Source organism: Halomonas sp. GFAJ-1, assembly GCF_000236625.2.
In the GTDB taxonomy this organism is placed as follows: Bacteria; Pseudomonadota; Gammaproteobacteria; order Pseudomonadales; family Halomonadaceae; genus Vreelandella.
The window spans coordinates 53,581-80,241 of the sequence record NZ_AHBC01000022.1 but is presented as its reverse complement, the minus strand read 5'-3'; the positions used below and the strand labels follow the sequence as shown (position 1 = coordinate 80,241).

23 protein-coding genes are annotated in these 26,661 nt (G+C 54.0%); 16 read left to right on the top strand and 7 right to left on the bottom strand.

What is annotated here, in order from left to right; translation table 11 throughout:
- Window positions 1-84: 84 nt before the first annotated feature.
- The 10 genes from MOY_RS05905 to MOY_RS05860 all read left to right on the top strand — a co-directional run bounded on the left by MOY_RS05905 (window position 85) and on the right by MOY_RS05860 (window position 12,637).
- Window positions 85-1,764 carry a glutamine--tRNA ligase/YqeY domain fusion protein gene (locus tag MOY_RS05905; RefSeq protein WP_009097577.1) on the top strand — a complete coding sequence of 560 codons (1,680 nt, stop codon included), beginning with the start codon at window positions 85-87 and terminating at the stop codon, window positions 1,762-1,764.
- An 11-nt stretch (window positions 1,765-1,775) separates the two neighbouring features.
- Window positions 1,776-3,224 carry a cysteine--tRNA ligase gene (gene cysS, locus MOY_RS05900; protein WP_009097575.1) on the top strand — a complete coding sequence of 483 codons (1,449 nt, stop codon included), beginning with the start codon at window positions 1,776-1,778 and terminating at the stop codon, window positions 3,222-3,224.
- A gap of 101 nt (window positions 3,225-3,325) precedes the next feature.
- Complete coding sequence (osmF, locus tag MOY_RS05895) at window positions 3,326-4,234, top strand: glycine betaine ABC transporter substrate-binding protein OsmF (RefSeq protein WP_009097573.1); 909 nt, start codon at window positions 3,326-3,328, stop codon at window positions 4,232-4,234.
- A gap of 3 nt (window positions 4,235-4,237) precedes the next feature.
- Window positions 4,238-5,437, top strand: a complete 1,200-nt coding sequence (locus MOY_RS05890) for an ABC transporter permease (RefSeq protein ID WP_009097571.1) — start codon at window positions 4,238-4,240, stop codon at window positions 5,435-5,437.
- Window positions 5,434-6,402 carry an ABC transporter ATP-binding protein gene (locus MOY_RS05885; RefSeq protein ID WP_009097570.1) on the top strand — a complete coding sequence of 323 codons (969 nt, stop codon included), beginning with the start codon at window positions 5,434-5,436 and terminating at the stop codon, window positions 6,400-6,402. The genes MOY_RS05890 and MOY_RS05885 overlap by 4 nt, the downstream gene beginning before the upstream one ends.
- A complete protein-coding gene (locus MOY_RS05880) occupies window positions 6,392-7,165 on the top strand; it encodes an ABC transporter permease (RefSeq protein ID WP_009097569.1) in 774 nt (257 codons plus the stop codon). Before MOY_RS05885 ends, MOY_RS05880 begins: the two co-directional genes overlap by 11 nt.
- Before the next feature lie 133 nt (window positions 7,166-7,298).
- Complete coding sequence (locus MOY_RS05875) at window positions 7,299-8,501, top strand: thiamine pyrophosphate-dependent dehydrogenase E1 component subunit alpha (RefSeq protein ID WP_009097567.1); 1,203 nt, start codon at window positions 7,299-7,301, stop codon at window positions 8,499-8,501.
- Window position 8,502: 1 nt separating this feature from the next.
- Window positions 8,503-9,480, top strand: a complete 978-nt coding sequence (locus MOY_RS05870) for an alpha-ketoacid dehydrogenase subunit beta (protein WP_009097565.1) — start codon at window positions 8,503-8,505, stop codon at window positions 9,478-9,480.
- A gap of 17 nt (window positions 9,481-9,497) precedes the next feature.
- The gene (locus tag MOY_RS05865) at window positions 9,498-10,781 is read left to right on the top strand and encodes a 2-oxo acid dehydrogenase subunit E2 (protein ID WP_009097563.1); all 1,284 of its coding nucleotides are present in this window, start codon (window positions 9,498-9,500) and stop codon (window positions 10,779-10,781) included.
- Between the two features lie 14 nt (window positions 10,782-10,795).
- Window positions 10,796-12,637, top strand: a complete 1,842-nt coding sequence (locus MOY_RS05860) for a protein kinase domain-containing protein (protein WP_009097551.1) — start codon at window positions 10,796-10,798, stop codon at window positions 12,635-12,637.
- A 5-nt stretch (window positions 12,638-12,642) separates the two neighbouring features.
- Here MOY_RS05860 and MOY_RS05855 read toward each other — a convergent pair whose 3' ends face one another.
- The 7 genes from MOY_RS05855 to MOY_RS05825 form a co-directional block, all read right to left on the bottom strand.
- Window positions 12,643-13,260, bottom strand: a complete 618-nt coding sequence (locus tag MOY_RS05855) for an ABC-type transport auxiliary lipoprotein family protein (RefSeq protein WP_009097549.1) — start codon at window positions 13,258-13,260, stop codon at window positions 12,643-12,645.
- A complete protein-coding gene (locus MOY_RS05850) occupies window positions 13,257-14,198 on the bottom strand; it encodes an MlaD family protein (RefSeq protein WP_009097546.1) in 942 nt (313 codons plus the stop codon). Before MOY_RS05850 ends, MOY_RS05855 begins: the two co-directional genes overlap by 4 nt.
- Window positions 14,199-14,225: 27 nt before the next feature.
- Window positions 14,226-15,023 carry an ABC transporter ATP-binding protein gene (locus tag MOY_RS05845; protein ID WP_009097544.1) on the bottom strand — a complete coding sequence of 266 codons (798 nt, stop codon included), beginning with the start codon at window positions 15,021-15,023 and terminating at the stop codon, window positions 14,226-14,228.
- Entirely contained in the window at window positions 15,023-16,138 is a 1,116-nt protein-coding gene (locus tag MOY_RS05840; protein WP_009097542.1) for an ABC transporter permease, read from the bottom strand. The genes MOY_RS05845 and MOY_RS05840 overlap by 1 nt, the downstream gene beginning before the upstream one ends.
- An 86-nt stretch (window positions 16,139-16,224) precedes the next feature.
- The gene (locus MOY_RS05835; RefSeq protein ID WP_009097540.1) at window positions 16,225-17,046 is read right to left on the bottom strand and encodes an IclR family transcriptional regulator; all 822 of its coding nucleotides are present in this window, start codon (window positions 17,044-17,046) and stop codon (window positions 16,225-16,227) included.
- A gap of 102 nt (window positions 17,047-17,148) precedes the next feature.
- Window positions 17,149-18,357, bottom strand: coding sequence for a 3-oxoadipyl-CoA thiolase (locus MOY_RS05830; protein ID WP_009097537.1), 1,209 nt, complete (start codon window positions 18,355-18,357; stop codon window positions 17,149-17,151).
- Window positions 18,358-18,386: 29 nt separating this feature from the next.
- Window positions 18,387-19,910 (bottom strand): 3-hydroxyacyl-CoA dehydrogenase, encoded by a 1,524-nt coding sequence (locus MOY_RS05825; protein WP_009097535.1) that lies wholly within the window; start codon window positions 19,908-19,910, stop codon window positions 18,387-18,389.
- Between the two features lie 231 nt (window positions 19,911-20,141).
- Here MOY_RS05825 and MOY_RS05820 point away from each other — a divergent pair, with 231 nt between their 5' ends.
- The 6 genes from MOY_RS05820 to MOY_RS05795 all read left to right on the top strand — a co-directional run bounded on the left by MOY_RS05820 (window position 20,142) and on the right by MOY_RS05795 (window position 26,612).
- A complete protein-coding gene (locus MOY_RS05820) occupies window positions 20,142-21,293 on the top strand; it encodes an acyl-CoA dehydrogenase family protein (RefSeq protein WP_009097533.1) in 1,152 nt (383 codons plus the stop codon).
- A complete protein-coding gene (locus MOY_RS05815; RefSeq protein WP_009097531.1) occupies window positions 21,293-22,894 on the top strand; it encodes a class I adenylate-forming enzyme family protein in 1,602 nt (533 codons plus the stop codon). The genes MOY_RS05820 and MOY_RS05815 overlap by 1 nt, the downstream gene beginning before the upstream one ends.
- Window positions 22,891-23,355 carry a PaaI family thioesterase gene (locus MOY_RS05810; RefSeq protein ID WP_009097529.1) on the top strand — a complete coding sequence of 155 codons (465 nt, stop codon included), beginning with the start codon at window positions 22,891-22,893 and terminating at the stop codon, window positions 23,353-23,355. The genes MOY_RS05815 and MOY_RS05810 overlap by 4 nt, the downstream gene beginning before the upstream one ends.
- Window positions 23,352-24,755, top strand: coding sequence for a hypothetical protein (locus MOY_RS05805; protein WP_009097527.1), 1,404 nt, complete (start codon window positions 23,352-23,354; stop codon window positions 24,753-24,755). Before MOY_RS05810 ends, MOY_RS05805 begins: the two co-directional genes overlap by 4 nt.
- A 151-nt stretch (window positions 24,756-24,906) precedes the next feature.
- On the top strand, window positions 24,907-25,656 hold the full coding sequence (locus MOY_RS05800) for an electron transfer flavoprotein subunit beta/FixA family protein (protein ID WP_009097525.1): 750 nt from the start codon (window positions 24,907-24,909) through the stop codon (window positions 25,654-25,656).
- Between the two features lie 29 nt (window positions 25,657-25,685).
- A complete protein-coding gene (locus MOY_RS05795) occupies window positions 25,686-26,612 on the top strand; it encodes an electron transfer flavoprotein subunit alpha/FixB family protein (protein WP_009097523.1) in 927 nt (308 codons plus the stop codon).
- Window positions 26,613-26,661 lie beyond the last annotated feature (49 nt).

Sequence of the window (26,661 nt, the reverse complement as noted above, 5' to 3'; positions counted from 1 at the left end):
GCCCGGCGCCGCGAAGCGCTAACCCTATTAGCGTAGGCATCGGTTGCCTAGCACGCCATCCACCATGAGGTTATCAACACCACCATGACCAACGAGACCACCCCTGCGCCGAACTTCATCCGCAACCAAGTACGCGAGGAAATTGAGGGCGGCCAGGTCAGTAAAATTGTCACGCGCTTTCCCCCCGAGCCTAATGGCTTTCTGCATATCGGTCACGCTAAGTCGATCTGCCTAAATTTCGGGTTGGCGGAGCAGTTGGGTGGTGAGTGTCACCTACGTTTTGACGACACCAACCCGGCGAAAGAAGAGCAAGCGTATATTGATGCCATTCAGGAAGATGTCAGTTGGCTGGGTTTTGAGTGGGCTGGCCCGGTACGCTTTGCATCAGATTACTTCGACCAGCTCTATATCTGGGCGCAGCACTTAATCCGTGAGGGCAAAGCGTATGTTGACGATTTATCGCCGGACGAAATCCGCGAGTATCGCGGTACCTTAACTGAACCTGGCAAGCCAAGCCCTTACCGCGAGCGTAGCGTTGAAGAGAACCTTGATCTGCTTGAGCGGATGCGTATCGGCGAGTTTGCAGAAGGTGGAAAAGTGCTGCGCGCTAAAATTGATATGGCGTCTCCCAATATTAATTTGCGCGACCCGATCCTCTATCGCGTTCGGCACGCCCACCATCATCAAACTGGGGATAAGTGGAAAATCTACCCCTCTTACGATTTCACCCATGGCCAATCAGATGCTATCGAGGGCATTACCCACTCAATCTGCACGTTGGAATTTGAAGATCACCGCCCGCTTTATGAGTGGTTTTTAAACAACCTTCCAGTGCCAGCGAAACCGCGCCAAATTGAGTTCGCCCGCCTGAATCTTGATTACACGCTAACCTCTAAGCGCAAGTTGAAGCTATTGGTTGATGAGCGCATTGTCGATGGGTGGGACGACCCGCGTATGCCGACAATTTCCGGTATGCGCCGTCGTGGCTACACACCAGCCTCAATTCGTAAGTTCTGTGAAATGATCGGTGTTACCCGGGCTGACGGTGGCTTGGTTGATATCGCCATGCTGACCCATGCGATTCGCTCAGACCTTGAGGACAATGCTCCGCGTGGTATGTGTGTGCTAAAACCGCTTAAGGTGGTGTTGACCAACGTTCCGGAAGACCATGAAGAAGTCTACGAAGTGCCGGGACATCCCGCGCGGGATGATATGGCCGTGCGTAAAGTGCCGTTTGGCCGCGAGCTTTACATCGACCATGATGACTTTATGGAAGATGCCCCTAAAAAGTTCTTCCGCCTAGCGCCGGGGAAAGAAGTGCGGTTGCGCAATAGCTATGTGATTCGCTGCGATGATGTGATTAAGGACGCAGCGGGCGAGGTGACCGAGCTGCACTGCTCAGTAGATTTCGATACCCTGGGCAAAAACCCAGAAGGGCGCAAAGTGAAAGGCGTCATTCATTGGGTGAGCGCGGCCCACGGTGTGCCCATGGAAGTTCGCTTGTATGAAAACCTGTTCTTAGTTGAGCAGCCGGATCGTGACAAAGATGTCGACTTCCTAGAGCACCTCAACCCTGAGTCTCTGACGGTTTGTCAGGCGATTGGTGAGCCTAGTTTGGCCGATGCGGCCCCCGAAGATCGTTTTCAGTTTGAGCGGATGGGGTATTTTTGTGCCGACCGTCACGCCTCCAAACCAGGACAGCCGGTGTTTAACCGGACCGTAGGATTAAAAGATAGCTGGGCGAAAATCAAACAGAAGGGTTAAGGAATAGTCATATGCAGATTTACAATACGCTGACACGCCGCAAAGAACCGTTTACCCCGCTCGTCGCGGGTAAAGTAAGCATGTATGTCTGTGGTATGACGGTGTATGACTATTGTCACCTTGGTCACGCACGAGTCATGGTGGCCTTTGATGTAATTACCCGCTATCTTCGCCATCGCGGTTACGATGTTACCTACGTTCGCAATATCACCGATATAGACGACAAAATCCTTAAGCGCGCTGACGAGAACGGAGAAACGATCAGCGCGCTGACGGAGCGTATGATTGATGCAATGCACGATGATGAAGCGCGCCTAAACGTGCTGCCACCGAGCAGGGAGCCACGCGCTACGGGGCATATTGGCGATATCATCGCGATGATCGAAACACTCATTGATAAAGGCTTTGCTTACCCTGCTAAAAATGGCGATGTCTATTACCGAGTGCGGAAATTTGCGAACTACGGCAAGCTGAATAATCGTCAGCTCGACGATATGCGCTCGGGCGCACGGGTGGACGTGGATGTTCATAAAGAAGATCCGCTCGACTTCGTGCTATGGAAAGCCGCCAAGCCTACTGAGGCACACTGGCCCTCGCCATGGGGAGATGGGCGTCCTGGCTGGCATATCGAGTGCTCTGCCATGTCGACCTGCTGCTTAGGTGATACTTTCGATATTCACGGTGGCGGTCCCGACCTCACGTTTCCTCACCACGAAAATGAAATTGCCCAGTCTGAGGCGGCTACCGGCAAAACCTACGTTAATACGTGGATGCACGCAGGCGCTGTGCGGGTTAATCAGGAAAAGATGTCAAAATCCTTAGGCAACTTTTTCACTATCCGTGACGTGCTGGCAGAGCACGATCCAGAGGTTGTGCGTTATCTGTTAGTGGCCAGCCACTACCGTAGCGCGATTAATTATTCGGTGGATTCACTGGTCGAGGCACGTAAATCGTTGACGCGGTTTTATACGGCACTGGAGGGCGTAGAGGTACAGGAAAGTGTAGGTGAAGAGTTACAGCAGGCGCCAACCAGTGAGGTCGCGTTTATCGCCAGCAAAGAAGAAGTTGCTGCTTATAGCGAACGCTTCACGACGGCGATGGATGATGATTTCAACACACCTGAAGCACTGGCGGTGCTGTTTGATTTAGCCCGTGAGGTTAATCGTGCGAAAGGTGAGTCCCCTCAAAAAGCTCTGCTTCTTGCACTTGAGCTTAAGCGTTTAGCCAGCGTGCTGGGCTTGCTACAGCAGTCGCCCGACACCTTTTTAAAGGGGGCGCAGCAGCACGGCGTTGCGCTAAGCGAGACCGAGATTGAAGCTAAAATTGCCCAGCGCAAAGAGGCTAAAGCCAGTAAAGATTTTGCGCAAGCAGACGCGATCCGCGACGAGTTGGCAGCGCTTGGTATTATTCTAAAAGACTCTCGGGAAGGAACCACGTGGGTTATTGAAGCGCCTCAATAAATCGCAACGTTCAGACGCCGCGAGAGCGGCGTCTGACTTCAACGCAGATGGCTCTTATACTGAAGTGACTGCAAAAGCCGCTTATGAAAAGGACAACTAAGATGCGCTATGTCATGAAACCTATACTCGCCGCTGGCTTATCAGCCCTGGTTTTCTCGGCGGCTAACGCCAGTGATCCGGTTGTCGTTTCTTCCAAGATAGATACGGAAGGATCGGTGCTGGGTGAGTTAATCATTCAAACCTTAGAACGTAACGACATTGCTACTCAAGACCGTTTGCAGCTTGGGGGCACTAGCGTAGTACGTAGTGCGCTACAAGCCGGCGAAATTGATCTTTACCCTGAATATACCGGTAACGGTGCGTTTTTCTTCGATATGACCGATAGCCCGGTGTGGAACAGTGCTGAAGATGCCTACCAAACGGTTAAAGAGCGTGATGCGGAGCAAGGGCTTGTCTGGCTGCAGCCCGCGAGTGCCAATAATACCTGGGCGATGAGTGTTCGAGAAGATGTGGCCACAGCTCATGAGCTGGTCACCCTGGACGATCTTGCCGAATATTTAGCCGAAGGTGGAGTGTTTAAATTTGCCGCCAGCGCGGAGTTTGTCGAATCTGAACAAGCGCTTCCGGCCTTTCAAGAAGCCTATGGGTTCGAGCTAAGCGGCGATCAATTGCTAGTGCTATCCGGCGGTAACACGGCAGCGACAATGCGCGCCGCTGCGCAGCAAACGAGTGGTGTCAATGCGGCGATGACCTATGGTACTGATGGTGGTTTGAGTGCGCTTGGCTTGGTGGTGCTGGAAGACTCCAGAGGCGTACAGCCGGTTTATCAACCCGCCCCTGTTGTGCGTGCAGGCGTCTTAGAGGCGCATCCCCGTATTGAAGCGCTGCTTAACGATGTGTTTGCGACGCTGGATTTAGTCACGCTGCAGTCCTTAAATGCTGACGTAGCGGTTAATGGCTTATCGCCTAACCAAGTGGCACGTGATTACCTTGATAGCTTGGATGACTAATGAATGCCGTTAACTGATGCGCTGCCCATCGCTAAGCTGAATCAGCGCATATGGCACCCTAATGCGGTGCTGTTGAGTTTAAGCCTAGTGATGTTGGCGGTTATCTGGCTGTTAAACCCGGTCAGTGTTGCTCCCAACCGAATTGTACCAGGTACCTCTTACCACCTATTAGACGCAGTGGGGTGGTTTGGGGCGCTACTCATCTCATTATTGATAAGTGCGCTGGCTGCATTGGCGCTGCTTCCAACGCAGGCTAACTACCGGGCAATGTTGGCACTAGTAATTGTCATGCTGTTACTTATGCCGTTTGGCCTGATGGTCGCTAGTCATTGGTTAGTAGACCCTGATCTCCCTCAAGCGCGTTTAAGCATTGGCGCCGCTTCCTGGTCGCTGCTGTTTATACTGTTACTCTGCCTGGTAGAGCTACGTCTTCGGCTGGGTTTGTCTCGACTTGCGACCACGCTGTTATTGAGCTGCGTGGGTGTTGTGTGGTGGTTGAGTGCTTCGTTGTGGCTGCAGAATATGGCGCTGGTGCAGGAATTTCAGGCCCGTGAGCAGCAGTTTTGGCGCGCCACGCTTCAACATATTCATTTAGTCAGCACGGCGGTGGGGGTGAGCGTTGTGGCAGGTTTGCTGTTAGCAATGCTAATGCGACGCTATGCCAAGCTACAAAAAATTGCTTTTTCTCTGCTGAGTTTTTTACAAACCATTCCCAGTATCGCACTATTTGGCCTGCTACTGGCGCCTCTGGCATGGGTAGCGGCTAACCTTCCGTTTTTAGCAAAGCTCGGGGTGAGTGGAATTGGTACCACGCCCGCGTTAATCGCGCTGATCACATACAGTTTATTGCCTATGGTGCGTAATACTTACATCGCGCTGGAAGAGGTAAGTAGTGACACCTTGGAAGCGGCTAAAGCGATGGGAATGCGCAGTAGCCAACGCTTTTGGCAGGTACGCTTTCCTTTGGCCTTGCCGGTGCTGTTAGAGGGCGTACGTATTACCACTGTCCAAGCGATAGGCTTAACCGCAGTAGCGGCATTGATTGGTGCAGGAGGGCTGGGCACCTTTATTTTTCAGGGACTAGGCCAGGCTGCGATGGATATGGTGCTACTTGGTGCTCTCCCTATTTTATTACTAGCGTTGGTCGTTGACGCTGGCTTAGGGGCGTTGGCCGACGCGCTGCGTCCCGGAGGACATGAATGATAGAGCTTTCCCATGTATCAAAGCACTTTGGTGAAGAAGCCGCCGTTGATGATATATCGCTGCGTGTTGCCAAGGGAAAGTTCTGTGCGTTGGTCGGTACCTCTGGCTGTGGTAAGTCCACCACCCTACGTATGATTAACCGCCTCATCGAACATAGCGCAGGCGACATCCTGCTTGACGGTCAGGCTATCCAGAGTTACGACCCCGTAAAGCTTCGCCGACGTATTGGTTATGTCATCCAAAGTACCGGACTTTTCCCCCACTGGACGGTCGCGCGTAATATTGGTTTGGTACCCAGGCTTTTGAAGTGGCCGCGTGACGAGGTCACCGCGCGAGTAGAAGAACTCATGGGAATGCTGGGTCTGCCGATAGAAGAGTTTGCCCATAAATATCCTCATCAGCTGTCGGGAGGCCAGGCTCAGCGTGTGGGCGTTGCCCGGGCGTTAGCCGCCAATCCTGATATTCTATTAATGGATGAGCCGTTTGGCGCCCTTGATCCTATCACCCGTGAAAAACTTCAGGATGAAATGGTCAAGCTTCAGGCGCGCCTGCATAAAACAGTGGTGTTCGTGACCCACGATATGGATGAGGCCCTAAAGCTTGCCGATCATTTAGTGGTGATGCGCAACGGACGAATTGTCCAACAGGGAACGCCGCTGGCGCTATTGCAGCACCCGGAAGACCCTTTCGTCGATTCGCTGCTAGGGGGGCTTGAGCGGGGCCTGAAACAGGCAGCGCTGACCCGAGTGAAAGATCACATGACCTCTCTTGGGCAAAGCCTACCGGCTCAGTCGCGAGTGCCTGCTGAGTACTCTCTCCGTCAGGCGCTTTCCATGATGCTGCGCGACCATTGTGACCGGCTTACGGTGGTAGACCAGCAAGATATGCCGATCGGAGAGCTCTCGTTGCGAAAAATTGTTAAAGAAGCGCAGCTAGATAAGGTTAGTGCACGCGATGCTTACTAGTCGGCGTATTGAGCCTTCATCAAACGCTCACCATGGGTGGGTGTTACCCCTTATTTGGGGCGTGCTGTTAGTTGCTGCTGTGTTAGTTATGCCCTATCTGGAGAGCGTGTTCCGCTGGTTGGAGCCTGATGCACGTCAGGTCATATATCGCCGGGCTGAGTTTTCTAATCTATTAGGTCGCCACTTATTGGTGGTGGGGGTCGCAGCGGTGGTCACGGTCTTAGTGGGGGTGCTGGCAGGAATTGCGGTTACCCGCAAACGTGGGCAAGATTTTTTACCGCTAGTTGGGCAGTTAGCTTCCATCGGGCAGACGTTTCCGCCTGTGGCTGTATTGGCGCTAGCAGTGCCTACGCTGGGCTTTGGTACGCTGCCTATTATCGTCGCGCTGATGCTTTATGGGCTGCTGCCTATTGTGCGTAATACCTTGGCGGGTCTCCAGGGGGTAAGCGCTGATATCAAACAGGCAGCGCTTGCCATGGGCATGACTCCCTGGCAAGTATTGCATCGCGTTGAGCTGCCCTTAGCCGCACCCGTGATACTGGCGGGTGTTCGAACATCGGTAACGATTAACATCGCAACCGCTGCCTTAGGCGCGACGGTGGGTGCCAGTAACTTAGGTGACCCCATTATTGCCGGCATTGTGAATGGCAATATGGCCTATGTAGTGCAGGGGGCCTTGCTCATAGCACTGCTAGCGTTGACAGTGGACAGCCTCTTCGATGCTTACCAACAAACCCTACGTTCCCGCCTTTCTGCGTCTTAAGTTGTATCCCCTAAAGTAGCCTACTGAGTTAATGTCCTTGTGTTGCGTTGATCGCTGTCAGATAAATCCACTGGCATAAAAGGTCAGCACCGACAACACTGCCCTCAAAAGGGGCAAAACAAGGATAATAATGATGACACAGTACGTACATCAGCCGCTCTTCTTGACCGGTGACGAGTTTACAATTGACACTTTTAGTTTGCTCGACCCAGAGGGCGAGCTTTATGAAGGTGCCAGTGAGCCAGCCCTTGAGCGTGACCACGCGAGACGGCTCTATCAAGCGATGCTAGCAACCCGCATTCTTGATGAACGCATGCTAGCCGCTCAGCGCCAGGGGCGGCTTAGTTTCTACATGCAGTGCACGGGTGAGGAGGCAGCCGTCGTCGGGGCAACTGCCGCACTTAACGACGCTGATATGATCATGGCGCAATATCGTGAGCAGGGCGCTTTGATGTACCGCGGCTTCTCCATTGACGAATTCATGAACCAGCTCTTTGGTAACGAGCTGGATTATGGAAAGGGTCGGCAAATGCCGATCCACTATGGCTCGCGCAAGCTGCACTACATGACGATTTCCTCCCCCCTTGCTACGCAAATTCCTCAGGCGACTGGCTATGCTTACGGCCAAAAACTGGCGGGGGATGGCCACTGCACGCTGACCTTCTTTGGCGAAGGCGCCGCCTCTGAAGGGGATTTTCACGCCGCACTCAATATGGCCTCGGTGCATCAAGTGCCAGTGATTTTCTTCTGCCGTAACAACGGTTATGCCATTTCGACGCCTTCTACGGAACAGTTCGCCGCCGATGGAATTGCGCCGCGGGCATTCGGCTACCACATGCATGTTATTCGTGTGGACGGTAATGATGCACTAGCGGTGTTTGAAGCGACTACCCAGGCCCGTAAAATTGCCGTAGAGAAAAACCAGCCTGTGTTGATTGAGGCAATGTCCTATCGGCTTGCGGCTCACTCTTCCTCTGATGACCCTTCCGGCTATCGCTCGAAGGAGGAAGAAGAGATATGGAGAGCGAAAGACCCACTGCTGCGCCTGCAAAAGTGGCTCGTTAAAAAGGGCTGGTGGAGTGAAGAAGAGGAGGCTGCCCAGCAAGAGAGCCTGCGAAGAGAGGTGCTCGACACCCTGAAACGAGCTGAAAAACGCCCGCCGCCGCCGCTGGACTCATTGATTAGCGATGTCTACGCCGATGTCACCCCCGCGCTACAACGTCAGCTAGACCAGCTCAAGCGTCATATTCGTCGCTACCCAGACGCGTACCCGAAAGGTGCCAAGTCTCTTGACCTGGATGTTGATACGGCCACTGATTCCCAGGGGGATGCGTAAAATGCCTACGATGAATATGTTACAGGCGATTAATAACGCCCTTGATATCGCCATGGCCGAAGATGAAAAAGTGATCTGCTTTGGTGAAGACGTCGGGGTATTTGGTGGGGTTTTTCGTGCCACCAGCCATTTACAGGAAAAATATGGCAAAGCTCGCTGTTTCAACACGCCGCTGGTGGAGCAGGGAATCATCGGCTTTGCTAACGGCTTAGCCGCACAAGGCTCGGTGCCCGTTGCGGAAATTCAGTTTGCCGATTATATCTTTCCTGCGTTTGACCAAATTGTTAATGAAACAGCCAAGTTCCGATATCGGTCGGGAGATTTGTTTAACGTAGGCGGTTTAACCATCCGCACGCCCTACGGCGGCGGTATTTCAGGCGGTCTCTATCACTCGCAATCTCCAGAAGCGTACTTCACGCATACGCCAGGCCTGAAAGTGGTGGTGCCCCGCAACCCCTATCAAGCTAAAGGGTTGTTGTTGGCGGCTATTCGCGACCCAGACCCCGTGCTTTTTCTTGAGCCTAAGCGACTCTACCGTGCAGCGGTAGGCGACGTGCCGGAAGAGGATTATCAACTGCCGATAGGTGAAGCTGAGATTGTCAAAGAGGGCAGTGACATCACGCTAGTGGGCTGGGGCGCGCAGATGGAGGTTATTGGTAAAGCCGCAGAGCTTGCCGAAGAGCAAGGTATTTCCTGTGAGGTTATTGACCTAAGATCCCTGCTGCCGTGGGACGAAGATACGGTGGCGGAGTCAGTGCTCAAAACCGGACGCTTGATTGTTAGCCACGAAGCCCCCTTAACCGGCGGCTTTGCAGGAGAAATTGCTGCGACCATTCAAGAGCGTTGTTTTCTCTATCTGGAATCGCCCATTTCACGGGTGACTGGGCTGGATACGCCATTCCCGCTAGTGCTGGAAAAAGAGTATCTGCCCGACCATCTGAAAATTTTTGAAGCGATTCGCGAAAGCGTTAACTTTTAGCGCCAGGGAGAAAAATAATGAGCGATTTTATGCTGCCGGATATCGGTGAAGGCATTGTTGAGTGCGAAGTCGTTGAATGGCGCGTTGCTGAAGGTGATCGAATTGAAGAAGACCAGCCAATTGTTGAGGTAATGACCGACAAAGCGCTGGTAGAGATTACTGCACCAGAGCCAGGCATCGTCACTAAGCTCTATGTGCCCCAGGGCCAAGTGGCCAAGGTGCATGCGCCACTGTATGCCTATCAGTTAGAAAGTGAGGTAACGGGCGGGACAGGGCAAAGCAGCGATGCTGATACAGCGGAAGCGCCCAAAGCAGCTGCGCAAGCGCATTCGGCGCCTAAATCCAGGGAATCATCGTCGTCACATGCTGCACCGAGCAATTCCATGGGTAAAACCACCATGGGAAAAGTACCCGCTAGCCCCGCGGTTCGTCGTTTGGTACGGGAACATGAGCTGCAGTTAAACGACATTTCAGGTAGCGGTAAAGATGGCCGGGTATTAAAAGAGGATGTGCTGGCGCACCTTGACCAAACGGCGCTAGTGCCAGCATCTGCAAACCAAGTGAGTGGCCAGCCTTTGGTGCGAAGCGAACCACAGACGCCTAGGGTTGAGCCGCTGCGTGGCGTGCGAGCGGTGATGGCCAAGCGAATGGTTGAGTCTGCAAGCACCATTCCGCACTTTCACTACGGCGAAGAGATTGACGTTACCGAGCTGCTAGCCCTGCGCGAGCGCTTAAAGCCACAAGTAGAGGCCCTGGGCGAACGCTTGACGCTGATGCCTTTCTTTATGAAAGCGATGGCGCTTGCCGTTGCCCAAGCACCGATCGTTAATGCCCAGCTTAATGCCGCAGGTGACGAGCTTCACTACTATGCCCAGTGCAATATCGGTATGGCAGTAGATAGTAAAGCGGGCTTACTGGTGCCTAATGTCAAAGGCGTTGAGCAACTGACGCTGCTGGATATAGCCCGTGAAGTAGGGCGGTTAACCACCTCCGCGAGAGAGGGCCGCGTAGATCAGGCAGACCTAAAAGGCGGCACCATCAGCATTTCCAATATCGGAGCGCTGGGTGGGACCTATGCAGCGCCGATTATTAATGCCCCTGAAGCGGCTATTGTGGCCATTGGCAAAACCCAGTGGCTGCCGCGCTTTGATGAGCATGGTGCGGTGCAGCGTCGGGCGATTATGACGATCACCTGGGCAGGAGACCACCGCTTTATTGATGGTGGTACCATCGCGCGTTTCTGTAACGCTTGGAAAGGTTTTTTAGAAGCGCCGGAAACCATGCTGCTGCACTTGGGCTAGGTGCACGTTAACCCATGACTCAGGCACCGCTTCAGCAGTTTTATATACCTGAAGAGCAGTCGGTATATCTGCTAAGCCACCATGATGCCCGTAAGCTCAAAGACTGGGTGGCGCTGTGCCAAACACAGCTCACCCAGCTTGGCTACACGGGAATTGAGCTTATCGGCAAAGGTGCCTATGGGTTCGTATTTGCGGGCAGTGCGCTTGAGCAAGGTGTACCTGCCCACTACGTTTTCAAGTTTTCGCGTATTACCCTACCCGCGCATCTGCAAGAACGCCTCGAAGAAGAAGCGTTTATGCTCGATCAAGTGGCCCACCCGCTGATTCCTAAACTAGTGGCCTACCAGCGTGCGAGAGGCCAGTCAATCCTGGTGATGGAGCGTGCGCCAGGCTGGAACCTGGAGCAGGTCTCGCTCAAAGAGGGGAAGCTTTCTCCCCGCTTAATTATCCGCATTGCCGTTCAACTGGCAGATATTCTGACAACGCTTCGCCGTGAAGCAGGCCCTAATGCCCGCCCCGTCGTGCACGGTGACATCAAGCCTTCTAATTTGGTGTTTAACCCCTCAACCGAGCAGGTCGCGCTGATTGACTGGGGCTCCTCTGTGTTTGCGCAACTGGATGAAAAGCTGCAGTTTGTAGGCGCGAATGTGATGGAGCTGATGTCGGATAACTTGCAGCAAACGAACGCCCGCTTAGGGGATGTCTACTTTATAGGGGAGGAGCAGCTTAACGGGGCACTCTCGTCGCCGCGCTTTGACGAGCAGGGCGTGGCGGGCACGCTTTATGCGCTCGCCTCAGCACAATCCTGCCGTTTTGGGCATCGTGCCATCCCGGCAAGCTCACTGGGGCTGCCAATGGAGTTTGCCCGCACCTTAGACGGTATGCTGGACCCTGACCCGCAAATGCGTCGGCGTGCTGGGGACTATTTTTTAAGCGCCATGCCACGACTAGCCCAAGGGGTGATGATTGACCTACCCGTTACACCACAAACACCGCTTGTGCCGGTATGGGGGCGTCCCGCGCGACAAGAAATAGACACAGTGGTGTATAGCTCGCGCAAAGCCTTTCTACGTGAAGCGAACGCGGAAGAAACGCTTAACGACGTTAATGATGTGCAGCTGGACCGCTATTACAAGCAGTTTATGCAGGGCATGGGAGAGACCGAAAAGGCTTTTCTGGCCTCGGTGAGCCGTTTGGGAAAATACCCCGTGGTGGGCGGCCTAGCAGTGCGTTGGGAGCGGGAAGGTGTCTATATCGATTCGTCACTTAATCTGCACGACCCGGCGTTAAAAACTGCCTTTATCGAAGCGGTTAATAACATGGTGCATTTGGCCCGTGCTATTCATCGTCAGGGGATTTTCAAAAGCTGCCTGTTTAATGCCCGCCAGACGCTGCACTTAGAACGCGACAGTGTGCAGGCGTCATTTCATTGTGAGCCGGGCATGGTGATTAGCTATGAACTTAGCGCGGCGCCTGAAATGGAAGACCGCACTCGTCAGCATAGTTACTTTGAAGATGGTCCTGATCCAGAAGAGCTTCTTGCGCTTCCCAACAGCATTATGCAGATATTAAAGCGGCTTAATGAGATTCATCATACGGGGATGATTATCTTCGAAGCACTGCCTAAGCATCTTAAAATCCACAGCTATTATCGGTTACTTGATCCTAGCCGCGAGCAAGAGTTTTGCAGCTTGCTGGCGCGTATGCTGGACTCCGTTAGCCAGATCGAGGGGCTTGGGGTGTCTGGGTTTATGAAAATGCCCTATAAAGATACGCGGTTTTTCACCCACCTTGAGCGTCAGCCCGAGCACTACTACCCTAAAAACCCTCGGGCGTTCCTAAGAAAGCACTCATAAATGGCTTATAAACTGCGGGCTTGATCCCCCAGCCATGTCGCCAACTGCTGGGTGAGCACATCGCTTGCTTGGCCAAAAGCATCAACTACGTCAGGAATTTCAGCACTGCTTGCCTGGGTGCGAGTTGAGAAACTGTTGGCCACTATTGGCTGACGATCTTGAGTACCTACCAGTTGTACGTCTAGCTGAATCTTAACGCTGGGCGGGGTGGTGTCGTACTCGCTTTGAAAGTGGCGTAGCTCGCTAAGTAGTAATAGATCATGAGGCAGGCGGTCGCTACCTACGCTAGTAAACAGCTGGCGTTGCTGTAAACCAGTAATCAGCCGAGCTTGTAGCATAGCCGGTGCATCTTCATGCCATCGAGAGCCTTCGTATACATTAACCACATTGCGCTCTGGATACACCACAATGCGGTTACTGCTTAGCAAGTGGCCAGCTTCAGGGGTCGCTATACCCAGCCGTATAGGGAGTGCTGAGGAGGTTGCTTCTGACGTAGCAGAGGGCGTAGATGCGGGCAGCCGATAGAACGTGGCGGGTTCGCTTTCCGGCAGTATTGAGCAACCGCCAAAGGTTAGCAATAAAGTCGCCAACATGACGACTGTAAGCGGGGAACGAAGGCTCATGGGCGGAACTCCTCTACCTGATCACGACCCAGGAAAAAATCTCTGGGGCTCTCTTCAAGTTGACGGGTAATGCGGTCTAACGAATTAAGCATAGAGCGCAGCGCAGAAAGGGCGGGGGCGATATCCCGCGTACCCTGTAGCGTGCTCTCAACGTCACCCGCATTGTCATTTACCAACTGCTCAATACGCTGAGCGGCACTAGCGACATCACGGCTGGCGACAGCCGCGCTCTCCATTACTAGCTTTCCATCCTGTCTCAGTAGCTGTGTAGCTTCCTGACTAAGCGCGTCAATGCTGCCAAGGGTAGTGGTGGCTTGGCGTGACACGTCACCAAACAGCGCCATATTTTCTTCAAGCGCTGCCTGTTGGGAAGCTATCATGTCAGTGATTTGGGCAATGTTAGTGAGGATATTGCCTGCTTGTTCCCGGTTACCATCGTCGAACAGCTCGTTGACGTTTCGAAGAATGGAATTGATGTTCTCAATCATCTCTTCGCCCTCGTCAAAGAGCGTAGCGATAGGCGAAGCATCCGCCTGAATGAATGGCGCGTCATCACTGGTTTGGTCGGTCAGGCGTGGGCTTTCCGGACTGCCACCGTGTAGCTGAACTGACATACTGCCCGTGATATTAGCAAATGCCAGCTTCGCGCGGGTATCCAGTTTGACGGGGGTATCCTCGTACACGCGAATCGCTGCAATGACTTGGCGCGGGTCTCTTGGGTTTAATTCTAAGCCGGTCACATTCCCTACTTCGATACCGTTATATTGCACTCTGCTGCCAACGGAAAGGCCACTGACGCTGCGCTCAAATAAAATTTGATAAGGTTGGTAGTCTCGTTCGCCTGCTGCATGGCTCATCCATAGTGCAAACAGCAGCGCACCAACCCCTGTTAGTAGCGTGAAGAGTCCAATCAGTATGTGATGGGCACGCGTCTCCATATGCGTTCTCCTGTGGTTGATGAGCGTCTATTGTTGATGAGCGTGTTGTGCCGCTCTGCCCCTGGGGCCTTGGAAATAATCTTGTATCCACTCATCGTCGTACGATGCGACGCGCGCAAGCGTGTCAGCTACAAGCACCTTTTTTTGCGAAATAACCGCTACCCGGTCACAGGCCGCGTATAACGTATCCAGGTCATGGGTCACCAGAAAAACGCTGAAGCCCAGCGCATCGCGCAGGGTAACCAGCAGTTCATCAAAAGCTGCCGCACCAATAGGGTCAAGGCCCGCCGTTGGCTCATCGAGAAAGAGAATGTCTGGGTCTAGCGCAAGGGCACGGGCCAGCGCTGCGCGTTTTATCATCCCGCCCGAAAGCGACTCAGGAAATTGCAGTGCGGTATTAGGTGAAAGCCCCACCAGCGACAGCTTGATTCGTGCCAAATACTCTGCTTCTTCTCTTGAAAGCTTTGCGTGCTCAATGAGCGGTAACGCAATGTTCTCCTGCAAGTTTAGCGAGCTAAACAGGGCGCCGCGCTGAAACAACACGCCAAAGCGCCGCTCTACTTGACTACGCTGCTCTTCGTTGAGGTCATTTAAGCGCGTACCTAACACTTCAATAATGCCGTCATTAGGTCGCTTTAAGCCAACAATACTCCGTAGTAGAACTGACTTTCCTGTTCCCGAGCCGCCCACTACCCCCAGGATTTCACCGCGCTCAAGGGTGAAGTCCAGGTCTTCATGAACAACATGGTCGCCAAAGCGATTCACCAACCCTCGGACTTTAATCACCGGCTGATTGGCTTGTTGTGTAGGTTTATCTGACGCCATCACCAGCCCATCTCCATAAAGAACAGCGCAGCCAGGGCATCCAGCAAAATCACCATAAAAATCGATTGCACGACGCTAGAGGTAGTATGCTCACCCACTGATTGCGCGCTGCCGCTAACCTTAAAGCCTTCCAGGCAGCCGATCACAGCAATCACAAACGCAAATACAGGTGCCTTGCTAAGCCCTACCAAAAAGTGCGTTACCGAGACATCCTTTTGTAACGTGTTCATGAATTGAGTAAGGGGTATATCCAGTGAGAGGGTTGCCACTACGGCGCCACCTAACAGCCCGCAGAGCATGCCAACAAAGGCCAGTAGCGGTAGGCTGATCAGCATCGCCATGACCCGGGGAAGTACCAACAGCTCAATAGGATCAAGGCCTTGTGCTTGAAGGGCATCAATTTCTTCATTGGATTTCATAGCGCCCAACTGCGCAGTAAATGCGCTTGCGGTGCGGCCAGCGAGCAAAATAGCGGCAAGTAGAACGCCAAATTCGCGTAGAAAAGAGAAGGCGACCAAATCGATGGTGTAGACGGTGGCGCCAAACTCCGCGAGCACCGTGGCGCCCAGGAAAGCGACCACGGCTCCCACCATGAAGGTTAAAAGAGCGACAATGGGCACCGCATTCAAGCCACTTTGCTGAATATGGGCAATCATGGCGGTGAAGCGCCAGCGGCTGGGGCGCAGTAGTAAGGAGAAAAAAGTGGCAAGTACCAAGCCAATAAAGGCTAGCAGTTGGCGCTGTTGAGACCACAGCCCAATCACTTGCTGACCGGTGGTAGCCAGCGCATCAGTTATTCGCTGCTGTTTACGGGGTTGGATATCCAGAGGCGCTTCCATTGCTTCGGCAATGCGCACCAGCAACGCCTGTTGCTCTTTCGGTAAGTCACCAGCCCACTCGGGCACTTGCTTGGCCTTTTCAATGCCGATCATTTCAACAATCAACGCCGCACCTGCGGTATCCAGGCGTTCAATACCGTTTAGCATGACGTGAGTATGTGAAGATAGCTGACGCTGTTGGCTAAGCGCGCGCTTTAGGGTATGAAAATTGCCAAGCGTCCACTCACCGTGAAGCGATAGCTTCCCGCTCTCGTTGGTTATCCACTCGTTTGGCATCCCTGCTCCTCATCGACATCCACGGTAACGTGATGGCCTTATGATGCAATCAAACGAGTGTTAGTTAAAGAAAAGTTATGAACTACTTAACGTGAAACACGATATCGCGGTGCTAGCTCCTGCTTAATATTGGCGGCTACTTCTTTTAAGCGAGGCCCTAAATTGTTAATTAAGCGATCATGGTCTAGGCGTAGACTGGAACCGCCACAGTTAATAGCCATTACTTCTGCGCCATCCTCTAGGATAAGCGGCATAGCTACTGCGCTTATATCGCGCTGCCACTCTTGCTCAGAAAGGCAAAAGCCGTATTGAGCATAATCCTTGAAGCTCTGCTGAATGCCCGCCTCATAGCGTGGCCACTCACTGCCATACACCTCAGCCAGCTCTTGAAGCACCTGCTGGCGCCTTTCGTCAGACAAACCACATAGCCAGGCGCGGCCGATGGCTGAGGTGGCAATAGGCAACCGCGAGCCAGCATCCAAGCGGATAATGAGAGGGCCATGACCATGACAGGTTTCCAGATAAACCATATCATTGCGGTCGGCACCCCCCAGGCTCACATTGCAGTCAGTGGCATCGGCGAACTTCTGCAGATGCGGTCGGGCAATTTCACGAATGCCCATATTGGCAAGAAAGCGATACCCCAGCGCCAATACACCTGGGCCGAGCCGATATTTCTCCAAATGAGTGTTGTGCTGCAAATAGCCAAGCTGTGTAAGGGTATAGGTTAACCGTGACACCGTGGGACGAGGGATATGCGTCCGGTTCGAGAGTTCGGCATTGCCTAAATACTCTTCACCCGCGCCAAAAGCACGCAGCAGCTCTAGCCCGCGTGCTAATGCGGTTACGAAGTTACGATCTTTTTCGGGCAGTTGTGAATCATCACCAGTGGTGTCAACGGGTTGCATTAAGAGTCCCAACTAAATGGCTTATTTAAGGGCAATTATCGCATATCTACTTAGCAACGGCTTATACGTGCATCAACGAAATATGCTGCCAGTATGGCTAGCTCAGCGCTCCAGCCGCTCAATAACCGTTGCGATACCCTGGCCCACACCAATACACATGGTAACCAGCGCATAGCGGCCATTAGTGGCTTCAAGCTGGCGCAGCGCGGTAAGTGCTAAGCGCGCCCCAGAAGCTCCCAGCGGATGGCCGATAGCAATAGCGCCGCCGTTTGCGTTCAAGCGTGAGTCATCGGCAGAAAGCCCCAACTGTTGAACGCAGCCAAGCACTTGCACGGCAAACGCTTCGTTAATTTCGATAACGTCCATCTGCTCAAGGGTGAGCCCTGCACGAGCAAGCGCTTTTTGTGACGCAGGCACTGGCCCTAAACCCATCACCCGAGGGGCTACACCGGCAACGGCGCTGGCAACAATTCGTGCACGGGGTGTTATACCGACGCGCTCTCCGGCGGCCTGCGTACCGACAATCAAAGCGGCAGCGCCATCATTCAGGCCTGAGGCATTCCCGGCGGTGACTACGCCGCCTTCAAATAGCGCGCCTAGCTTGGCAAGCTTATCTTCGGTGCTCTGGGGGCGCGGATGCTCGTCTTTATCAACCAATAGTGGCGGCAGCTTGCGCCCTTGGGGTACCTCAACGCCCATCATTTCGCCGTCATAGAAGCCGTCTGAGAGCGCTTTTGCATAGCGCGCCTGGGAGCGGGCGGCAAAGGCATCGCTAGCATCGCGACTGATACTCAAGTCATGAGCGATGTTATCGGCGGTTTCCGGCATGCTGTGGCTGCCAAACGCTTTGGCAATATGAGGGTTAGGGAAGCGCGAGCCGATCACTGTGTCATACATTGGCTGATTGCGAGCAAAGGGGGAGTCCGCCTTGCCCAGCACGTAAGGCGCGCGAGACATGGACTCTACACCGCCCGCTAAAAACAGCTCGCCTTCGCCTAGCCGTGCCGCCCGGGCTGCATCCATCATTGCCGCAAGGCCGCTACCGCAAAGGCGGTTCACCGTTTGGGCGGCCACTTCGATAGGCAAGCCGGCTAACAGCCCCCCATGGCGCGCTACGTTTCGTGAATCTTCGCCTGCCTGGTTGGTACAGCCTGCCAGCACTTCTTCATAGCTCTCTAGGGCGAAAGGATTACGGGCCACCAGTGCTTTGAGAGTGAGGCCGAGTAACTCATCTGGCCGAATCGCCGCCAAGCTACCGCCATGGCGACCAAAAGGGGTACGTAAACCGTCGTAAATATAGGCGTGTTGCATAGTAGAGCTCCTTGTTATTTGGATGTGCGTTACACAGTGGTTAACGATAGTTGCAGTGCGGCGCGACGGCGTAACCACGGGCTAGGGCGATACCGAGGGTCACCGGTGGCATCAAGCAGGTTGGTCAGTATCGTCATGATGCGCGTGGCGCCGTAATGGTCGCCCATGCGCAATGGACCGAAGGGGTAGCCCAAGCCAAGCTCAACTGCCCGGTCGATAGTGGTAGGTTCGGCGACGCCTTGTTGAGCAATGTCCGCCCCTACGTTGACGATGCAGGCAATAATGCGCTGCAGAACAAAGCCATTACTATCCTGCAAGGTGCTTACCGGTGTGCCATCGTGATTGAACAGGCTGCACGCTGACTGAAGGTAGGCGGTGCCGGTCACCGGCGTGGCCATTAGGCTTCGGCGTTTATCTAGTCCGGCGAGCATATCCGCGGCGACGCACTGTTTAGCATCTAGCCCCTGGCGTAGCGCACAGCTGGTGGCATCTTCTCCAAACGGGGTAAGCAGGCACAGTGCTTGGCCAGAGGGAGTTGCTCCTGTTTCTAACGGCCAGCCGGCAGCGGTTACTAACGCTGCGAGTGCGTCAGCGCTTTCGGGGTCGTCCTGACTGATCCATACCGGGCAAGGGGATACAGACTTAATATCGGGTGCTTCCGGCATTTGCTGCTTGCCATCCACATAACGATAAAAGCCTTCACCGGTTTTGCGGCCCAGCAAGCCCGCGGCCAAACGTTGCCGAGTTAAGGGTGAGGGGCGAAAGCGTGCCTCCTCATAATATTGGTGGTAAACCGACTCCATCACCGCGTGAGAGACATCCAGCCCGGTAAGATCGAGTAGCGTAAAGGGGCCCATTTTGAAACCGCCCTGGTCGACCATAATGCGGTCAATGGTGGCCGGGTCTGTTACGCTTTCGCCTAAAATGCGCAGGGCCTCGGTACCGAAGGCGCGACCGGCATGATTGACCAGAAACCCAGGGGTATCGGTGGCCTGGGCTGTGAAATGGCCCATGGCTTTACCGAGCGCGTTGACCTGCTGAGTTACGTCGGCTGATGTGCGAAGACCGGGGATGACCTCGGCAATTTTCATTAGCGGGACGGGGTTAAAGAAGTGAAAACCAATGACGCGTTCGGGATGCTGGCAGGCGGCGGCAATGGCCGTGACTGAGAGCGAAGAAGTATTGGTCGCCAATACCGCCTGTTGGCTGACAATCGCTTCTAAATCGCTAAATAACCCCTGCTTGGCCTCCAGCTTTTCAACAATGGCTTCCACCACGATATCGCAAGGGGCGAGGGCGTTGAGCGCGTTTGCTTCGAGTAGCCGCTCGCTATAGTGCTGGGCCTGTTCTGGGGTAATTCGCTGCTTCTCAGCGCTTCGCTGCCATAAGCCATTAATAAAGTGCTTAGCCTCTTTCACAGCCCCTTCTTTTACATCGAAAAGCATAACGTTTAGACCTGCCTGAGCCGCCAGCTGAGCGATGCCACGCCCCATAGCGCCGGTACCGACAATGCCAAGCGTGGTAAAAGAGCACGTCGTTGATTCGCTGGACATACGCTAAATCCTCTCTTGAGTGAGTTCTTGTTATAGAATTTTTAATAGCCAAGTTTTGCAATGCAGAATGGTGTTTCAATTATTGACTGCCATCCTAGGCTATGCAAAAGTGCCTGACAAGCTGAGTGAACACTAATTTCGCTATGCAAAATAGATGGCGCACTCTTTGACGTAAGCCACTCAGCAAGCGCCACTTCTAACGATAAAAAACTGTTGCCACCAGGAGCCGTCATGATCCGCGATCCCGAACTGCTTAATCAGCTTGTTGATACTATTTCTCGCTTTGTCCGTGAGCGCTTAATTCCTAACGAGGCGCGTTTAGCGGAAGAGGATGCAGTGCCTCCGGAGCTTCTAGCGGAAATGAAAGAGATGGGTCTGTTTGGGCTATCGATTCCAGAAGAGTACGGCGGCCTAGGGCTTACCATGGAGGAGGAAGCCCTGGTAGCGATAGAAATTGGTAAAACATCGCCAGCCTTTCGCTCAGTGTTTGGTACCAACAACGGTATTGGCGCCCAAGGGATTTTGATTGATGGCACCGACGAGCAAAAAGCAAAGTATGTGCCGCGCTTGGCCACCGGCGAGATTTTAAGTTCTTTTTGTTTGACCGAGCCGGATTCAGGCTCTGATGCTGCCAGCCTGCGTACTACAGCGGTGCGCGATGGCGATCATTACATTTTGAATGGCACCAAGCGCTATATCACCAATGGCCCTGAAGCTGATTTATTTACCGTAATGGCTCGCACGGATCCTGCTAACAAAGGCGCTGGCGGCATATCAGCCTTTATTGTGGAAGGCGATACGCCTGGATTAATTCGCGGCCCTGCCGATAGCAAAATGGGACAGAAGGGCGCTCATACCTGCGATATTATTTTCGATAACTGCCGGGTGCCCGCCGAAAATATTATTGGCGGAAAAGAGGGACAAGGTTTTAAAACCGCAATGAAGGTGCTTGATCGCGGACGGCTGCATATTTCAGCGGTCTGTGTAGGTGTTGCTGAGCGATTAGTAGAAGAGTCGCTGCGCTATACCATGGAGCGTAAACAGTTTGGCGCAGCCCTTGCTGAGCATCAATTGATTCAAGCGATGCTAGCGGATAGTAAAACCGAAGCCTATGCAGGCAAAACCATGGTGATGGATGCTGCACGCCGCAAAGACGATGGCGAAAATGTGTCTACCTTGGCTTCTTGCTGCAAATTGTTTTGTGCAGAAATGGTGGGGCGAGTGGCCGACCGTGCAGTGCAGGTACATGGCGGTGCAGGCTATATGTCCGAATATGCCGTTGAGCGCTTTTACCGCGATGTACGGCTATTCCGCATTTACGAAGGGACGACACAGATTCAGCAAATCGTCATTGCGCGGAATATGGTGCGGGAGGCGTCTTAATGGCTTTATCGGTCTCTTACCAAGCGCCGGATGAAAGCATCTTTGGTCGCCTCGCCAGTGAACTGGTAGCAGAGCTTCCCGACCGGCTGAGTACCCGCGTGCTGGAAAATGCCAAATTGCTTAGTGAGCATCCTGCCATTGTGGATGGCGATGTGCGCTGGAGCTACGCTGAGCTTGGTGAGGAAATACACGCCGCTTGCGACTGGTTAAGCACGATGGGTATTCGTCCTGGCGATCGCATTATGACAGTGAGTGAAAACTGTCGTGCCCTGGTTGTCTTACTGCTGGCAGCCAGTGAGCTTAATGTATGGGTCGCGATTGTTAATTCACGACTATCGGCTCAAGAAGTTGACCTGATTCAGGGTAACTGCCTGCCCCGGCGGGTGTTCTATACCTGTGATGCTTCGCCTGAGGCTGGCCAGCACGCTCAGCGTCACGCAACCGACCGCTATCAGCACCCTACATTGGGTGGTCTCGGGATCTCGCCGCTTTATGACAGTGAGCCTGAGCCAGTGAGCATAAGCGGTGGCGAGCAAGTGGCAGCGATGATCTACACCTCGGGCACTACCGGGACACCGAAAGGCGTCATGCTGACCCACCGAGGTATTCTTTACATTGCCTCAATCTCAGGCGGTATGCGCCATTTAAGCGAAGGCCAGCGGGTCTACGGCGTATTGCCAATGTCTCACGTGTTTGGTCTCTCCTCGGTGTGTATGGGGTCGCTGTATAATGGCGCTTGCCTATATACCGTGCCGCGCTTTGATGCCGCTCAACTGCTGGCGGCTCTGAAACAGGAACGAATAACTGTCCTCCAGGGCGTGCCTGCCATGTATGCCCGTGCCTTGGAGTATTTGAAGCGCGAGCAGCAACCACTCGAAGCACCTGAGTTAATTTATATCTCTGCAGGTGGCTCACCGTTAGATAGCGACACCAAAGTGCGCGTGGAGGCGGCCTTTGGGCTAGCACTGCATAACGGCTATGGATTAACCGAGGCTAGCCCCACCATCAGTCAAACGCGCATCGATGATCGCCATAGCAATAGCACCGTGGGCCGCGTGCTTCCTCTACTGGAGTATCGTCTAGAACCCCTCAGTGATAGCGGAACTTCTGAGCAGCCTGGCGAAGAAGTGGGTGAACTGTGGGTTCGCGGTCCCAATATTATGAAGGGCTATTTTCGCCAGCCAGAGGCAACCCGCGCAACATTAACCGAGGATGGCTGGCTGAATACCGGCGATATCGCCAAACTCGACCATGATGACCAGCTCTATATCGTTGGGCGCAGCAAAGAGCTGATTATCCGCTCGGGGTTTAATATTTACCCACCGGACGTAGAAGCGGTGATTAATGAGCACCCGGCGGTAACGCTGACTGCAGTGGTCGGTCGGCAAATCGCCGGGAACGAAGAAGTCGTCGCCTTTGTTCAGTGTGAACCGGGCGTCGAGGTGGAGCTTACAGAGCTTAAGGCGTTTATCGCCGAGCGGCTGGCGCCCTACAAAAGGCCCACGCAAATTGTATTAATGGATTCGCTACCGTCCACAGCCAGCGGAAAAATCCTTAAAGGGCGACTGCGGGATTTAGCTCAGCAGGAGAGCGGCAAATGAGCCATTCATCTCAGCAGGCGCTAATGGGCTATCACGAACTGCTGGGCATGCACGTTGTTGAGTGGGAAGAGGGGCGAGTTGTCGTTGAACTGACCATTGAGCCAAAGCATCTTAACCGCAGCGGCAATGTCCACGGCGGTGTATTAGCCTCTATGTTGGATAGCGCCCTAAGCTTGGCGGGTCTGCACTGTCGCGTGCCGGGCAATATTCGCCGCGGCATGACGCTGTCCTTGACCACCACCTTTGTCGGGCCCGCGCAGCAAGGGTTACTGCGCGCCACGGGGACGCTGCGCGGAGGTGGACAGAAAACCTATATGACCAGCGGTGAGATAGTGGATGGAAACGGCAATTTAGTCGCCGTGGGTGAGGGATCATTCCGGCGCCGAAGCGGCAGTGAGTCCCCCGAAGGCATGCCCGATAATCAGCCCCAACTGACCAAACCGTGGGAGTCCGCTGAGTGAGTCCAGCCCGCCTGCGGGTCTCTTTTCTACTGCTGGTCACTCTGGCAACGCTGTTTCATCTGGTGCTCGGGAGTGTGGTGTGGCAAGCCGTCGGTATCGGTGCGCTGATCCTGTATTTAACAACCCTGGGTGCTCAGCTAACCCGCATGGCGAAAGGGTTACTGTTAGCCGCAGGAGTGTTAACACTGCTTGCGCTCTGGCGCGCATCAAACCCTGGCCAGCTTCTTTTTGAAGCCAGCGGGCGTTTTGCTTTTTTTGCCACCTTTGTGGTGGCTTTGAGTATGCTTCGTTTGCCTGCCTATCGCTCGCGTTTAGTACGCCGTTGTGGGCAGAGCATGCTGCTTCAGCCGCCTAGCCGTCGCTACCCAATTTTATCCCTTGGTTCAGCGCTATTTGGGATTATTCTCAATATTGGCGTACTTAACCTGTTTGCCGCCATGATTGAAAAAAGCAATACCCTAGGGGCGGCTCAGGGGCGGGTGTGGGTACGTGAGGCGCGCCAGCGGCGCATGATGCTGGCGCTATTGCGCGGGTTTTCCCTGGCGCCGCTGATTTCTCCTATGGGTATTGGTGTGGCGGTGGTGCTGTCGAGTCTTCACCAGGTGACTTGGCTGGAGCTTGCTCCCTACATTTTGGGCGCGGCGGTGCTGATATTTCTGGCGGGATGGGCCGTGGATTTTCTCACCGGGCCGCATCCTCCTGGCAATAAAACCCAGGCCAGTAAAACCCACCTAGCCGCACCCTCATTGCGCCCGCTGGGCCAGTTTAGTGTGCTGTTGCTGGGGATTGTCGCGCTGGTGTTTAGTATCGCGTGGCTACTAGAACTGCGCTTACCGATTGCCGCGCTTATTGGTGCGCCCACAGGAGCGCTGGTTTGGCTTGCCTGGCAGCGGCGCAGGCTTGGTTATGCAGGGCTACCTGCTGCCGTCAGCACAGTGCATCGTCAGTTGCCATGGCTGCTTTCACCCAGCGCCAATGAAATTGTGGTGCTTGGCGCGGCGGGGTACTTGGGGCACCTGTGTGTAGGGCTGGTGGATACACAACAGTTGGCGCCGCTATTAACTGTGCTGAACCAGTGGGGAGCGTTTAACGCCGTGCTCGCAATGCTGATGGTGGTGGGGCTAGCGCAAATAGGCGTTAATCCTATTGTCACGGTGACATTGCTGGTGGGTTTATTACCACAGCTTGGTATTGAAGGGCTATCGCCTGCGCTAATTGGCGCATCGTTGATGGTTGGCTGGGCGTTGGCGCTAATGTCGTCGCCGATGACAGCATCGATGCTGATTTTGTCTCGTTTTACCGGCGTACCGGCTACGCGCATCGGCTACCGCTGGAACGGCAGATTTTTGGTCGCGTCGATTCCGCTATTGGCAGCGTGGTTTATGTGGTCACCCTTTTGAGAGGTCGCGTTTAAGAAGTGCCGTTTGAAAGGCGCAAAAACGCGGAAGCGCTTGACCTTTGGTCGGCGTTTTTTTATTGTTATTTCTATAAAGTAAAACAGTATTTTGCTATGCAAAATAAAGTGCTATTTAATCGCCCGGAGCCGGCCTTATGAAAATACTCGTCGCGGTTAAACGCGTCATTGATTACAACGTCAAAATCCGTGTCAAAGCGGATCACTCAGACGTTGATCTTACCAATGTCAAAATGGCCATGAATCCGTTTTGCGAAATTGCTGTGGAAGAGGCGGTGCGCCTGAAAGAGAAAGGCGTGGCCACGGAAGTCGTGGCCGTAACGGTGGGGCCCAAAGCGGCCCAGGAGCAGCTGCGTACGGCGCTGGCGCTGGGTGCGGATCGCGCCATTCATATCGAAACCGATGAGCGCGTTGAATCTCTGGCGGTTGCCAAGCTGCTGGCTAAGGTGGTCGAGGAAGAGCAGCCGGGCATGGTCATTCTTGGCAAGCAAGCCATCGATACCGACAACAACCAAACCGGCCAAATGCTGGCAGCGTTGACTAGCCTGCCGCAGGGCACGTTCGCCTCAGAAGTGGCGGTGGACGGAGACAAAGTAAACGTTACCCGTGAAATTGACGGCGGCCTGCAAACTATTGCACTGACGCTGCCGGCGATTGTTACTACAGACCTGCGTTTGAATGAGCCGCGCTACGCCAAACTCCCCGATATCATGAAGGCCAAGAAAAAGCCGCTGGATGTGAAAACGCCTGCTGATTACGGCGTCGAGGTGGCTTCCAAGGTGAGCCTAATGAAAGTGGAATCGCCAGCTGAGCGTAAAGGCGGTGTCAAGGTTGCCTCCGTAGACGAGCTAATCGACAAACTAAAAAACGAAGCCAAAGTACTTTAACTAAGGTGCTTTAAATAGGAGCTAATTCCATGAGCATTCTGGTACTTGCTGATTTACACGAAGGCCAACTGGCTGGCGCTACGGCCCATGTCGTGGCAGCTGCGAAAGCCATTGGTGGTGATATTGATGTCCTCGTTGCCGGAGAGGGTGTTCAAGCCGCTGCCGACGCAGCCGCACAACTGGATGGCGTCAGCAAAGTGCGCGTTGCCGACAACGCCGTTTACGCCCACCAGCTAGCCGAACCGATGGGCGTGCTGCTGTTTGAACTGGCCGATAGCTACACCCACGTGCTAGCTAGCGCTTCCACCACCGGGAAAAACGTGCTGCCGCGCCTGGCAGCGCTCAAAGACGTTAGCCAGCTGTCTGACGTGATAGCGGTCGACAGCGCCGACACTTTCAAGCGGCCTATTTACGCGGGTAATGCCATCGCCACGGTTAAAAGCGCCGATGTGCTGAAAGTGATCACCGTGCGCACCACTGGTTTTGACGCGGTAGGCGCAGGCGGCAGCGCCAATATTGAAGCCGTGGACGTAGTGGTAGATAACAGCCAGTCGAGCTTTATCAAAGAAGAGCTGGCGAAGTCGGACCGTCCCGAGTTGGGCGGTGCCAAGGTGGTCATCTCCGGCGGCCGCGGGATGGGCAACGGGGAGAACTTCAAGTTGCTTGACGGCATTGCCGATAAGCTGGGCGCGGCTATTGGCGCCTCCCGTGCGGCCGTCGACGCAGGCTTTGTGCCCAACGATATGCAGGTAGGGCAGACCGGTAAGATTGTCGCTCCGGATTTGTATATTGCCGTCGGTATCTCCGGTGCCATTCAACATCTGGCGGGAATGAAAGACTCCAAGGTGATCGTTGCCATTAACAAGGACGACGAAGCGCCGATCTTCCAGGTCGCTGACTACGGGCTGGTGGGGGATCTGTTTGAGCTTTTGCCTGAGCTTGAGAGCAAGCTGTAAGCAGTTCATAAAAGGCTCCGAAAGGGGCCTTTTTAGTCATGAGTTCACA